Source organism: Streptococcus mitis, assembly GCF_946190275.1.
GTDB classification, from domain to species: domain Bacteria; phylum Bacillota; class Bacilli; order Lactobacillales; family Streptococcaceae; genus Streptococcus; species Streptococcus mitis_DC.
The window spans coordinates 1-12,385 of the sequence record NZ_CAMHZQ010000023.1 but is presented as its reverse complement, the minus strand read 5'-3'; the positions used below and the strand labels follow the sequence as shown (position 1 = coordinate 12,385).

General features: G+C 40.5%; 14 protein-coding genes. 12 read left to right on the top strand and 2 right to left on the bottom strand.

Annotation, left to right across the window (positions count from 1 at the left end):
• The first annotated feature begins 63 nt into the window (after positions 1 to 63).
• From rpoE to N8M20_RS09385, 11 genes are all read left to right on the top strand, one after another.
• Positions 64 to 651, top strand: a complete 588-nt coding sequence (rpoE, locus tag N8M20_RS09435) for a DNA-directed RNA polymerase subunit delta (RefSeq protein WP_031227756.1) — start codon at positions 64 to 66, stop codon at positions 649 to 651.
• A 237-nt stretch (positions 652 to 888) separates the two neighbouring features.
• Positions 889 to 2,496, top strand: a complete 1,608-nt coding sequence (locus tag N8M20_RS09430; RefSeq protein ID WP_261013691.1) for a CTP synthase — start codon at positions 889 to 891, stop codon at positions 2,494 to 2,496.
• Positions 2,497 to 2,615: 119 nt separating this feature from the next.
• The gene (locus tag N8M20_RS09425; protein ID WP_261080414.1) at positions 2,616 to 3,689 is read left to right on the top strand and encodes an N-acetylmuramoyl-L-alanine amidase family protein; all 1,074 of its coding nucleotides are present in this window, start codon (positions 2,616 to 2,618) and stop codon (positions 3,687 to 3,689) included.
• A 237-nt stretch (positions 3,690 to 3,926) separates the two neighbouring features.
• The gene (locus N8M20_RS09420; RefSeq protein ID WP_261080413.1) at positions 3,927 to 4,226 is read left to right on the top strand and encodes a DUF4651 domain-containing protein; all 300 of its coding nucleotides are present in this window, start codon (positions 3,927 to 3,929) and stop codon (positions 4,224 to 4,226) included.
• Positions 4,223 to 4,540, top strand: coding sequence for a thioredoxin family protein (locus tag N8M20_RS09415; RefSeq protein WP_000615777.1), 318 nt, complete (start codon positions 4,223 to 4,225; stop codon positions 4,538 to 4,540). Before N8M20_RS09420 ends, N8M20_RS09415 begins: the two co-directional genes overlap by 4 nt.
• Positions 4,541 to 4,554: 14 nt before the next feature.
• Positions 4,555 to 5,181 carry a YtpR family tRNA-binding protein gene (gene ytpR / locus N8M20_RS09410; protein WP_261080412.1) on the top strand — a complete coding sequence of 209 codons (627 nt, stop codon included), beginning with the start codon at positions 4,555 to 4,557 and terminating at the stop codon, positions 5,179 to 5,181.
• 41 nt (positions 5,182 to 5,222) lie between these two features.
• Positions 5,223 to 5,984, top strand: coding sequence for an SDR family NAD(P)-dependent oxidoreductase (locus N8M20_RS09405; RefSeq protein WP_261080411.1), 762 nt, complete (start codon positions 5,223 to 5,225; stop codon positions 5,982 to 5,984).
• Between the two features lie 76 nt (positions 5,985 to 6,060).
• Positions 6,061 to 6,456: a single-stranded DNA-binding protein gene (locus N8M20_RS09400; RefSeq protein ID WP_261080410.1), complete on the top strand. Its 396-nt coding sequence runs from the start codon at positions 6,061 to 6,063 to the stop codon at positions 6,454 to 6,456.
• A gap of 155 nt (positions 6,457 to 6,611) precedes the next feature.
• Positions 6,612 to 6,896, top strand: a complete 285-nt coding sequence (gene groES / locus N8M20_RS09395; RefSeq protein ID WP_033683133.1) for a co-chaperone GroES — start codon at positions 6,612 to 6,614, stop codon at positions 6,894 to 6,896.
• A 15-nt stretch (positions 6,897 to 6,911) separates the two neighbouring features.
• Positions 6,912 to 8,534 carry a chaperonin GroEL gene (gene groL, locus N8M20_RS09390; protein WP_261080409.1) on the top strand — a complete coding sequence of 541 codons (1,623 nt, stop codon included), beginning with the start codon at positions 6,912 to 6,914 and terminating at the stop codon, positions 8,532 to 8,534.
• 137 nt (positions 8,535 to 8,671) lie between these two features.
• Positions 8,672 to 9,439 (top strand): epoxyqueuosine reductase QueH, encoded by a 768-nt coding sequence (locus tag N8M20_RS09385; protein ID WP_206284124.1) that lies wholly within the window; start codon positions 8,672 to 8,674, stop codon positions 9,437 to 9,439.
• A 70-nt stretch (positions 9,440 to 9,509) separates the two neighbouring features.
• Here N8M20_RS09385 and ntdP read toward each other — a convergent pair whose 3' ends face one another.
• Both ntdP and recX read right to left on the bottom strand, forming a co-directional pair.
• Entirely contained in the window at positions 9,510 to 10,043 is a 534-nt protein-coding gene (gene ntdP / locus N8M20_RS09380) for a nucleoside tri-diphosphate phosphatase (RefSeq protein ID WP_000775316.1), read from the bottom strand.
• 88 nt (positions 10,044 to 10,131) lie between these two features.
• Positions 10,132 to 10,908 carry a recombination regulator RecX gene (gene recX / locus N8M20_RS09375; protein WP_261080408.1) on the bottom strand — a complete coding sequence of 259 codons (777 nt, stop codon included), beginning with the start codon at positions 10,906 to 10,908 and terminating at the stop codon, positions 10,132 to 10,134.
• Positions 10,909 to 10,945: 37 nt separating this feature from the next.
• Between recX and rlmD the strand changes: the two genes are divergently transcribed.
• Positions 10,946 to 12,301, top strand: coding sequence for a 23S rRNA (uracil(1939)-C(5))-methyltransferase RlmD (rlmD, locus tag N8M20_RS09370; protein WP_261080407.1), 1,356 nt, complete (start codon positions 10,946 to 10,948; stop codon positions 12,299 to 12,301).
• Positions 12,302 to 12,385: the final 84 nt, after the last annotated feature.

Genomic DNA, 12,385 nt, shown 5'->3' with positions numbered 1-12,385 from the left:
ATGATAAAATGAGGTCAGAGTCTGTTTACTCTGGCGATAGTAGTATAAATGAGGAGAAACGCTTTGGAATTAGAAGTATTTGCTGGGCAAGAAAAAAGTGAACTATCTATGATTGAGGTAGCGCGTGCTATCTTGGAACTTCGTGGTCGCGATCATGAGATGCATTTTAGCGATCTTGTAAACGAAATTCAAAACTACCTTGGAACATCAAACAGCGATATCCGTGAAGCCTTGCCTTTGTTCTACACAGAGTTGAACTTTGACGGTAGCTTCATCTCACTTGGAGACAACAAATGGGGTCTTCGTTCATGGTATGGTGTGGACGAAATCGATGAAGAAATCATCGCTCTTGAAGAAAATGACGACGATGAAGTAGCACCAAAAGCTAAGAAAAAACGTGTCAATGCCTTCATGGATGGTGATTCAGATGCTATTGACTACAATGCAGATGATCCAGAAGACGAAGATGCATACGAAGCAGATCCAGCTCTTTCATACGATGATGAAAATCCAGATGATGAGAAAAATGAAGTGGAAGCTTACGATGCAGAAATCAACGAAATTGCTCCTGATGACTTGGGTGAAGACGTGGATCTCAATGAAGAAGATGACGAGTTTTCAGACGATGATTCTGAAAACATCGAGGAATAAAAGTTAGCTATTGACAATTATCCTATTTTTAGGTATTATATTGTTCGGGCACCTCTTTTAGAGGTCGGGGCTCCCTAGTTCTTAGGGAGCTATTTTTGTTTTTTTAAAGAAGTTATCTTCTTGTATTTTAGTTGTGAATCTGGTTCAGTCGTCCCAGATTATTCTTATTAGTAGGGTCTTGTTTTCTATGTCCCCTCCTAGTTAACAAGGCTTTGAGCATTTTAGAAAGAGGAATCTATGTCTACGAAATATATTTTTGTAACTGGTGGTGTCGTATCGTCTATTGGGAAAGGGATTGTGGCAGCAAGTCTAGGCCGTCTCTTGAAAAATCGTGGTCTCAAAGTAACGATTCAAAAATTTGACCCTTATATCAATATCGATCCGGGAACCATGAGTCCTTACCAGCACGGAGAAGTCTTTGTGACAGATGATGGAGCTGAGACAGATTTGGACTTGGGTCACTATGAACGTTTTATCGATATCAATCTTAACAAATATTCCAACGTGACAACTGGTAAAATCTACAGTGAAGTTCTTCGTAAGGAACGCCGTGGAGAATACCTTGGGGCAACTGTTCAGGTTATTCCTCATATCACAGATGCTTTGAAAGAGAAAATCAAGCGTGCCGCTGTAACGACAGACTCTGATGTCATTATCACAGAAGTTGGTGGAACAGTTGGGGATATTGAGTCCTTGCCATTCTTAGAGGCCCTTCGTCAGATGAAGGCAGATGTAGGTGCGGATAATGTTATGTACATCCATACAACCTTGCTTCCATACCTCAAGGCTGCTGGTGAAATGAAGACCAAACCAACTCAACACTCTGTAAAAGAATTGCGTGGATTGGGAATCCAACCAAATATGTTGGTTATTCGTACAGAAGAGCCAGCTGGTCAAGGAATTAAAAACAAACTAGCCCAGTTCTGTGATGTGGCACCAGAAGCCGTTATCGAGTCTTTAGACGTTGAACATCTTTACCAAATTCCGTTGAATTTGCAGGCACAAGGTATGGACCAGATTGTCTGTGACCATTTGAAATTAGACGCACCAGTAGCAGATATGACAGAATGGTCAGCCATGGTGGACAAGGTCATGAACCTGAAAAAACAAGTCAAGATTTCCCTTGTCGGTAAGTATGTGGAGTTGCAAGATGCCTACATTTCTGTGGTTGAAGCCTTGAAACACTCTGGTTATGCCAATGACGCAGAAGTTAAAATCAATTGGATTAATGCCAATGATGTGACGGCAGAGAATGTAGCAGAGCTCTTATCTGATGCGGACGGAATCATCGTGCCAGGTGGTTTTGGTCAACGTGGTACTGAAGGGAAAATCCAAGCCATTCGCTATGCGCGTGAAAATGATGTTCCAATGTTGGGTGTCTGCTTGGGAATGCAGTTGACTTGTATCGAATTTGCTCGTCACGTTTTAGGTCTTGAAGGTGCCAATTCTGCAGAGCTTGCACCAGAAACAAAATACCCTATCATTGATATCATGCGTGATCAGATTGATGTTGAGGATATGGGTGGAACCCTTCGTTTGGGACTTTATCCATCTAAGTTGAAACGTGGATCTAAGGCTGCGGCTGCTTATCACAATCAAGAAGTGGTGCAACGCCGCCACCGTCACCGTTATGAGTTTAACAACGCCTTCCGTGAGCAGTTTGAGGCAGCAGGCTTTGTCTTTTCAGGAGTTTCTCCAGACAATCGCTTGGTAGAAATCGTGGAAATTCCTGAAAATAAATTCTTTGTAGCGTGTCAGTATCACCCTGAACTGTCAAGCCGTCCAAATCGTCCAGAAGAACTCTACACTGCCTTTGTCACTGCAGCAGTTGAGAACAGCAATTAGCCAAATCAGAACCTTTGAGAAGAATCTCAAAGGTTTTTTGCTTGCATATTTAGGATATGAGTTGCAAAATAAAAACATAGTGATATAATTAACATAAAAAATCCTAAGGAGGATCTACGATGAAAAAAATCACATTATTTGGTTTGTCTCTAGCTGGTCTAGCTTTACTGGCTTTTCCACATTCAGGGCAGGCATTTGAGCTTAAAGAAGAATGGGTTGTTAAGTGTGGAGTACAGTATCAAGATGGCAAGATTCTTCGGTTTAACAATGGTCATGAAGTGGATATCAAAGTCTTGGATTTGCCAAAAGCCGAGAAAATCGAGTGGACGGTTAGTCTCGATGGTCAAGATCAGACAGTCAATTTTCTAGGCCAAGAAAAGGACAAGTCTATGATCGGGGAAGAAGGGCGTTACCTGAATTTTTATGTTCCATATGGCTATAGAGGAGATATCAAGGTAGAGGCCAAGAGTGGAAACGAAGTAAAGACTTGGTCAACGAAAGTTGTGGATGATATTCATAATGATAGTGGAAAGAGGGGCTACTACCGTATTGAAGAATCAAATAATCAATACACTTACCTAGATGCTAAATGGGATTATCAAACCAAGACTTACACTGCTACCCTACCAGAGACTGTCAATGGTCAAAAAGTATATGCTTGGGCAAATTATGATAATGACGAGTTCAAACTAGAAAAACTAAAATCTATCAGTCATAAATATGATGGAGGATCTTTCAAAGAACTTTATCCGATTGTAAAAGCAGAAAACTGGCTAAAATCAAACCAAAACTGGTACTATCAAAAACAAGGTCAACTAGTTCAAAATGCTTGGGTTAAAGACAAGGGAACTTGGTACTTTATGAATGATAATGGAGTCATGTTCAATAAAACTTGGCTCTATCAAGGTGGCAACTGGTATGCCTTTAAATCATCAGGAGCCATGATTGCGAGTGACTGGCTTTATGATCAAGGCAAGTGGTACTATTTATCAACTTCAGGAGCCATGAAAGCAAGCACTTGGGTTTATGACGAGGGAGAATGGTATTATGTAAGTTCTTCTGGTGCCATGCTAGCGAATGATTGGATCAAAGATAATGGCAAGTGGTATTATCTGGCTTCATCAGGTAAGATGCTTCGCAATACCTACACACCTGATGGTTACTACGTTGGCAACTCAGGTGCCTGGCAATAAGAATAATACTCTTCAAACCACATCAGCTTCATCCACAACCTCAAAAAAGTATTTTGAGCTGACTTCATCAGTTCTATCTACAACCTCAAAGCAGTGTTTTGAGCAACCTGCGGCTAGCTTCCTAGTTTGCTCTTTGATTTTCATTGAGTATAAGAAGTCCTTTTCCTTAAAGGAAGAGGCTTTTTACTTGCTTTTCTGCTGCTTCCTCATTTGTCCTAAAGCCTTTTTTGTGTTAAAATGAATGGTATGAAAGCTAAAAAAATGTGGATGGCAGGTCTGGCTCTGCTTGGTATTGGGAGCCTTGCCCTTGCTACGAAAAAAGTTGCAGATGACCATAAGCTCATGAAGACTCAGGAAGAGTTGACAGCGATTGTGCGAGACCATTTTTCAGATATGGGGGAAATTGCGACCCTCTATGTTCAAGTCTATGAAAGCAGTCTAGAGAGCTTGGTTGGTGGCGTCATTTTTGAGGATGGCCGTTATTATACCTTTGTCTATGAAAATGAAGACCTAGTCTATGAGGAGGAAGTCTTATGATACAACCAGCAAGTTTAGAAGAATTGGCATCTTTAGTAGAAAAAGATGGCAAGAAGGTTTTCCTTTTTGTGGCGGATTGGTGTGGCGATTGCCGTTATATTTATCCTGCCTTACCAGAAATTGAGGAGACCAATCCAGAGTTCACCTTTATTCGAGTGGATCGAGATCAGTATATGGATCTAGCTAAACTCTGGGATGTTTACGGAATTCCTAGCCTTGTTGTTCTAGAAAAAGACAAGGAAATCGGTCGTTTTGTTAATCGCGACCGTAAAAGCAAGCAACAAATTAACGACTTTTTAGCAGGACTGAAATAGGAGAAAAGGAAACAATGATTTTTACATATAACAAAGAACATGTCGGTGATGTCCTTATGGTCATCGTGAAAAACAGCGGAGATGCCAAACTAGATGTGGAGCGCAAAGGCAAAGTAGCCCGTGTTTTTCTCAAAGATAATGGGGAAACAGTGGCTTGGAATATTTTTGAAGTTTCAAGTTTATTTGAAATTGCAGAGCGTGGTCAAGTCTTTTTATCAGATGAGCAAGTCGTTCGTTTGAACCAAGAATTGCAGGCAGAAGGCTTTACAGAAGAAATTGTCAATGATAAGGAACCTAAGTTTGTTGTTGGTGAAATTGTCGAGATGGTAGCCCATCCAGATAGTGACCACCTCAACATCTGCCAAGTTGTAGTCGCAAGTGACAAGACAGTGCAAATCGTTGCAGGGGCTCCCAATGCGCGTCTTGGGTTGAAAACCATTGTAGCTCTTCCTGGAGCTATGATGCCAAAAGGCAATCTTATTTTCCCAGGCGAACTTCGTGGTGAAAAGAGTTTTGGCATGATGTGCAGTCCTCGTGAATTGAATCTGCCAAATGCTCCGCAAAAACGTGGTATTATTGAATTATCAGAAGGCCAAGTTGTCGGAACTCCATTTGACCCAGCGAAACACTGGACTGCCTAAGAAGTTGTCAGTATCTGATAGACCAGATAGAAGGAAATAAGATGGCAAAAAATGTAGTGATTACAGGAGCGACATCAGGAATCGGTGAAGCGATTGCGCGTGCTTATCTGGAGCAGGGTGAGAATGTCGTTCTAACAGGCCGACGGATAGACCGATTAGAAACCCTAAAGTCGGAGTTTGCAGAGACCTTCCCAAATCAAACAGTTTGGGCTTTTCCGCTAGATGTCACGGATATGAACATGGTAAAAACTGTCTGCTCTGATATTATAGAAACGATAGGGAAGATTGACATCTTGGTTAATAACGCCGGACTGGCTCTAGGCTTGGCTCCCTATCAAGACTATGAGGAGTTGGATATGTTGACCATGCTGGATACCAATGTCAAAGGTTTGATGGCAGTCACTCGCTGTTTCTTGCCAGCAATGGTAAAAGCCAATCAAGGACATATCATCAATATGGGCTCAACCGCAGGAATTTATGCCTATGCAGGTGCAGCAGTTTATTCGGCCACCAAGGCAGCAGTTAAGACCTTTTCAGATGGTCTGCGAATTGATACCATCGCAACGGATATCAAGGTGACAACCATTCAGCCTGGAATTGTCGAAACAGATTTTTCAACGGTACGTTTTCATGGTGACAAAGAGCGGGCTGCGTCCGTCTACCAAGGAATCGAAGCCTTGCAAGCTCAGGATATTGCAGACACAGTAGTCTATGTGACCAGTCAACCTCGCCGTGTGCAGATTACAGATATGACCATTATGGCCAATCAACAGGCGACAGGATTTATGGTTCATAAAAAGTAAAAAATTTTCTCGAAAAGTTACAAATTTCTGTAACTTTTTTTGATTTCCTACGAATAGATAAGTAGGAGGAAAAAATATGTATAATAAAGTCATCATGATTGGACGTTTAACGTCTACACCAGAATTGCATAAAACCAACAATGACAAGTCAGTAGCGCGAGCAACTATCGCTGTAAATCGTCGTTACAAAGACCAAAACGGGGAACGCGAAGCTGATTTTGTCAATATGGTCCTATGGGGCAGACTAGCAGAAACTTTGGCAAGCTACGCAACCAAAGGTAGTCTTATTTCTGTGGATGGAGAACTTCGTACCCGTCGCTTTGAGAAAAATGGTCAGATGAACTATGTGACTGAAGTACTTGTTACTGGATTCCAACTCTTGGAAAGTCGTGCCCAACGTGCCATGCGTGAAAATAATGCAGGCCAAGACTTGGAAGACCTAGTCTTGGAAGAGGAAGAATTGCCATTTTAAGCATTAAAAAGTCTGAGTGGGTCTCAGGCTTTTTATCTTGAGAAAGTCAGACTTTTTTCTTGACTATTTCTGACCAAGTGATACAATAGAACTATGAATTAGCACTCAGATATAAAGAGTGCTAATAATATCTATCTCATTATGGAGGAAATCAGATGTTGAAACCATTAGGGGACCGTGTGGTCTTAAAAGTAGAAGAAAAAGAACAAACTGTTGGAGGCTTTGTTCTTGCAGGTTCAGCCCAAGAAAAAACTAAAACAGCTCAAGTTGTGGCTACTGGACAAGGTGTTCGTACCTTGAACGGTGACTTGGTAGCTCCAAGTGTCAAGGTTGGAGATCGTGTCTTAGTTGAAGCTCACGCAGGTCTTGATGTCAAAGATGGCGATGAAAAGTACATCATCGTAGGCGAAGCGAACATCTTGGCAATCATTGAAGAATAGAAGGAGAAAGTAAGTATGTCAAAAGAAATTAAATTTTCATCAGATGCCCGTTCAGCTATGGTCCGTGGTGTCGATATCCTTGCAGATACTGTTAAAGTAACCTTGGGACCAAAAGGTCGTAACGTTGTGTTGGAAAAATCATTTGGCTCACCCTTGATTACCAATGACGGTGTGACCATTGCCAAAGAAATTGAATTGGAAGACCATTTTGAAAATATGGGTGCCAAATTGGTATCAGAAGTAGCTTCAAAAACCAATGATATTGCAGGTGATGGGACTACAACTGCAACAGTCTTGACCCAAGCAATTGTCCGCGAAGGAATCAAAAACGTCACAGCAGGTGCCAATCCAATCGGAATTCGTCGTGGGATTGAAACAGCAGTTGCTGCAGCAGTTGAAGCTTTGAAAAACAACGCTATCCCTGTTGCCAACAAAGAAGCTATCGCTCAGGTTGCTGCCGTCTCTTCTCGTTCCGAAAAAGTAGGTGAATACATCTCGGAAGCTATGGAAAAAGTTGGCAAAGACGGAGTCATCACTATAGAAGAGTCACGTGGTATGGAAACAGAACTTGAAGTTGTTGAAGGAATGCAGTTCGACCGCGGTTACCTTTCACAGTACATGGTAACAGATAGCGAAAAAATGGTAGCTGATCTTGAAAATCCATACATTTTGATTACTGATAAGAAGATTTCAAATATCCAAGAAATCTTGCCACTCCTAGAAAGTATTCTCCAAAGCAATCGTCCACTCTTGATTATTGCGGATGATGTAGATGGTGAAGCTCTTCCAACTCTTGTTTTGAACAAGATTCGTGGAACCTTCAACGTGGTAGCAGTCAAGGCACCTGGTTTTGGTGACCGTCGCAAAGCCATGCTTGAAGATATAGCCATCTTAACAGGCGGAACAGTTATCACAGAAGACCTTGGTCTTGAGTTGAAAGATGCGACAATTGAAGCTCTTGGTCAAGCAGCGAGAGTAACTGTGGACAAAGATAGCACGGTTATCGTAGAAGGTGCTGGAAATCCTGAAGCGATTTCTCACCGTGTTGCGGTTATCAAGTCTCAAATCGAAACCACAACTTCTGAATTTGACCGTGAAAAATTGCAAGAACGCTTGGCGAAATTGTCAGGTGGTGTAGCGGTTATTAAGGTAGGAGCTGCAACTGAGACTGAGTTGAAAGAAATGAAACTCCGCATCGAAGATGCCCTCAACGCTACTCGTGCAGCCGTTGAAGAAGGTATCGTTGCAGGTGGTGGAACAGCCCTTGTAAATGTTATCCCAGCCGTGGCTGATTTGGAATTGATAGGAGACGAAGCAACGGGTCGCAATATTGTTCTTCGTGCTTTGGAAGAACCTGTTCGTCAGATCGCCCACAATGCAGGATTTGAAGGATCTATCGTTATTGATCGTTTGAAAAATGCCGAACTTGGTACAGGTTTCAACGCAGCAACTGGCGAATGGGTCAACATGATTGATCAAGGGATTATCGACCCAGTTAAAGTGAGCCGTTCAGCCCTACAAAATGCAGCATCTGTAGCCAGCTTGATTTTGACAACAGAAGCAGTCGTAGCTAATAAACCAGAACCAGCAGCCCCAGCTCCAGCAATGGATCCAAGCATGATGGGCGGGATGATGTAAGCTTTCTATAGAAAACAACTTATAAAAAACACAAAAGGAGGGAATGGCTATTCCTCCTTTTTATGCTATTCACTTCTAAATTGATTTGAGCTCTCTTAACTTATATGATAAAATAAGACTAGAAAAAGGAGAAGAACATGATCGATGTAGAAGAAATTCTGAGCAAGATGAACCCCAATCAGAAGATTAATTATGACCGTGTCATGCAGAAGATGGTACAAGTATGGGAGAAAAATGAGCAACGTCCAACTATTCTCATGCATGTTTGCTGTGCCCCTTGTAGTACCTATACCCTCGAATATTTGACCAAGTATGCAGATGTGACCATCTATTTTGCTAATTCCAATATCCATCCCAAGGCAGAATACCATAAGCGTGCCTATGTTACCAAGAAATTTGTCAGTGATTTCAATGAGAGGACAGGAAATACGGTCCAGTATCTAGAAGCTCCCTACGAACCAAATGAATATCGTAAGTTAGTCAGAGGACTGGAAGAAGAACCAGAAGGAGGCGACCGTTGTAAGGTTTGCTTTGACTACCGCCTGGATAAAACAGCGCAAGTGGCTATGGATTTAGGTTTTGACTACTTCGGTTCAGCCTTGACCATCAGTCCTCATAAGAATTCTCAAACCATTAACAGCATCGGAATCGATGTGCAAAAAATTTATACAACCCATTATCTTCCAAGTGATTTTAAGAAAAATCAAGGCTACAAACGTTCAGTAGAGATGTGTGAAGAGTATGACATCTACCGTCAATGTTACTGTGGATGTGTCTATGCAGCCCAAGCCCAGAATATTGACCTGATTCAAGTTAAGAAGGACGCTACTGCGTTTCTGCTGGATAAGGATGTTGAAAAAGACTATTCCCACATCAAATTTACTGTTACGAAATTAGATATATAAGGATAAGCCCAGCTGTAAAGCTGGGTTTTTAAAATAAAAAAACCAGGGCTTTCACCCTAGTTTGACAACTTTACCGATTCTTTAGTTCTACATAGCGCTTGTACCAAATGTTTACATAGGCTTCTGAGAAAGGACCTCGTCCATTGTTAATCCAATCAACAAGAATTTTGACATGTTCTTTTAAAATATAGTCCAAGTCATCAGAATAATTCATCTTGCGTTTGTGACGCTCATACTCCTCAACGTCCAAGAGACGTTTTTCTCCATCTGTAAAAATTTTAACATCCAAATCGTAATCAATATACTTCAGTGCTTCTTCATCCAGATAGTAGGGGCTAGCCATATTGCAATAGTAGGAAATTCCGTTATCACGAATCATGGCAATGATATTAAACCAATATTTCTTGTGAAAGTAAACAATAGCCGGTTCTCGAGTGACCCAACGACGACCATCACTTTCGGTAACAAGTGTATGATCGTTGACACCAATAATGGCGTTTTCTGTTGTTTTTAGTACCATGGTGTCCCGCCAAGTTCGGTGGAGACTCCCATCATGCTTATAACTTTGAATTGTAATAAAGTCGCCTTCTTTTGGAAGCTTCATAACTAACCAACTTTCTACAATTTATAAGTTTATCATTTACTATTGTACCATAAAATTACCTAAAATCTGTGAATTTTACATGAAAATATTAAAGATATTCTCTGAGAGCGCTTGCTATATCCGAAAAATCGTAGCCTTTTCGTGCTAAAACTTGAGTTAAACGTTGTTTAAGTTCGTATCCTTCATATTTTCGGGCATACTTGGCATATTGCTTATCAAGTTCCTTGAAGATGAGTTCCTGAGTCGTTTCTTGGCCAACTTGACTATCCAACTGGTCAAAGGCACTTTTAGCATCAGAATAGGAAAACCCCTTGTTGGTCAGATTTTGGAGAATCTTATCTTGCAAGGCACGAGCTGGAAGTTTTCCCTCATATTTTTTCAAGAGTTTATTAGCTACACGTTGAGCAACTTCCGAAAAATCAAATTCTTTCAAGATCTCTTCTATAGTAGATTTTGAAACTCCTTTTTGTGCTAATTTCTGAGTCAGTACATAAGGTCCCTTGTCTCCTGAAAGTTGATTGGCATTGATGATAGCATAAGCGTACTGATTATCATTAATCCACTTATCTTCTTTAAGATTAGCAATGGCTTGAGAAACTATTTTTTCATCAATGTCGTATTTTTTTAGATATTCTCTGACCTCTTTTTCAGTACGTGCTTTAAAGGATAGGTGGTAGAGGGCTAGATTCTTACCATAAGAAAATTGAGCAAAGTCCTGAATCTCTTTCAATTCCTCTTGGCTTATCACCTTATCTCTTGATAACATAAAGCGAACAATTGTATCTTCGGTGATGTAGCATTTGTCGCCATTATCAAGCTCCATCAGATAGAGTCTTTTTTTCTTTTCAAGTTTTGTGATTTTCATAGTTCTATTATAACTCAAAATGTGATAAGATAGGGATATGAATCTGAAAGTGAAACAAAAAATACCATTAAAAATCAAGCGCATGGGAATTAATGGTGAGGGAATCGGCTTTTATCAAAAAACATTAGTCTTTGTGCCTGGTGCTCTCAAAGGAGAAGATATCTATTGTCAGATTACTTCTATTAAACGTAACTTTGTTGAGGCAAAATTATTGAAGGTCAACAAGAAGTCTAAATTTCGAGTTGTGCCAGCTTGTACTATTTACAATGAGTGCGGAGGATGCCAAATCATGCACCTGCATTATGATAAGCAGCTAGAGTTCAAGACAGACTTACTTCATCAAGCACTGAAAAAATTTGCTCCTGCAGGATATGAAAACTATGAAATCCGCCCGACGATTGGAATGCAAGAACCCAAGTACTATCGTGCTAAGTTACAATTTCAGACTCGAAAATTTAAGAATCAGGTCAAGGCAGGTCTGTATGCACAAAACTCTCATTATTTGGTAGAGTTGAAAGACTGCCTAGTACAAGATAAGGAAACCCAAGTGATTGCTAATCGTCTAGCAGAATTACTTACTTATCACCAGATTCCAATCACCGATGAGAGAAAAGTTCTAGGTGTTAGAACTATAATGGTTCGACGAGCAAGACAGACTGGACAGGTTCAGATTATTATTGTTACAAATCGTCAGCTTAATTTAACCCAACTAGTAAAAGACTTAGTTAAAGATTTCCCAGAAGTTGTGACAGTAGCTGTGAATACAAATAAAGCTAAAACCAGTGAGATTTATGGTGAAAAGACAGAGCTTATCTGGGGACAAGAGAATATTCAAGAAGGTGTACTCGATTATGAATTTTCACTATCTCCTCGAGCTTTCTATCAACTAAATCCTGAACAAACAGAAGTTCTTTATAACGAGGCGGTAAAAGCCTTGGATGTTACTAAAGAAGACCATTTGATTGATGCTTATTGTGGAGTTGGAACGATTGGATTTGCGTTCGCAAAGAAAGTTAAAACACTCAGAGGTATGGATATTATTCCAGAAGCCATTGAAGATGCCAAGCGAAATGCTAAAAGAATGGGATTTGACAATACTCATTATGAAGCTGGAACGGCAGAAGAGATTATTCCTCGTTGGTACAAGGAAGGCTACCGAGCAGATGCTCTGATTGTGGACCCACCACGTACAGGTCTGGATGATAAGTTATTAGATACTATTCTTACTTATGTACCAGAAAAAATGGTTTATATTTCTTGTAATGTTTCGACCTTGGCTCGTGATTTGGTGAGGTTAGTAGAAGTCTATGATCTTCGTTATATCCAGTCGGTCGATATGTTCCCACATACAGCTAGAACGGAAGCAGTTGTAAAATTAATTAAAAAAGTTTAAAAAAGTAGTTGACAAAAAATAAAAAGTCGGTATAATAGTAAGAGTTGAAAATAACAACTCTGGTCCGTTGGTCAAGGGGTTAAG

Excerpts from the sequence above, each read along its gene's own strand:
- N8M20_RS09405 (WP_261080411.1), top strand. The coding sequence starts at position 5,223 with ATGGCAAAAAATGTAGTGATTACAGGAGCGACATCAGGAATCGGTGAA.
- ytpR (WP_261080412.1), top strand. The coding sequence starts at position 4,555 with ATGATTTTTACATATAACAAAGAACATGTCGGTGATGTCCTTATGGTC.
- recX (WP_261080408.1), bottom strand. The coding sequence starts at position 10,908 with ATGAAAATCACAAAACTTGAAAAGAAAAAAAGACTCTATCTGATGGAG.
- N8M20_RS09415 (WP_000615777.1), top strand. The coding sequence starts at position 4,223 with ATGATACAACCAGCAAGTTTAGAAGAATTGGCATCTTTAGTAGAAAAA.
- N8M20_RS09430 (WP_261013691.1), top strand. The coding sequence starts at position 889 with ATGTCTACGAAATATATTTTTGTAACTGGTGGTGTCGTATCGTCTATT.
- N8M20_RS09420 (WP_261080413.1), top strand. The coding sequence starts at position 3,927 with ATGAATGGTATGAAAGCTAAAAAAATGTGGATGGCAGGTCTGGCTCTG.
- rlmD (WP_261080407.1), top strand. The coding sequence starts at position 10,946 with ATGAATCTGAAAGTGAAACAAAAAATACCATTAAAAATCAAGCGCATG.
- N8M20_RS09425 (WP_261080414.1), top strand. The coding sequence starts at position 2,616 with ATGAAAAAAATCACATTATTTGGTTTGTCTCTAGCTGGTCTAGCTTTA.
- N8M20_RS09385 (WP_206284124.1), top strand. The coding sequence starts at position 8,672 with ATGATCGATGTAGAAGAAATTCTGAGCAAGATGAACCCCAATCAGAAG.
- groL (WP_261080409.1), top strand. The coding sequence starts at position 6,912 with ATGTCAAAAGAAATTAAATTTTCATCAGATGCCCGTTCAGCTATGGTC.
- N8M20_RS09400 (WP_261080410.1), top strand. The coding sequence starts at position 6,061 with ATGTATAATAAAGTCATCATGATTGGACGTTTAACGTCTACACCAGAA.
- ntdP (WP_000775316.1), bottom strand. The coding sequence starts at position 10,043 with ATGAAGCTTCCAAAAGAAGGCGACTTTATTACAATTCAAAGTTATAAG.
- groES (WP_033683133.1), top strand. The coding sequence starts at position 6,612 with ATGTTGAAACCATTAGGGGACCGTGTGGTCTTAAAAGTAGAAGAAAAA.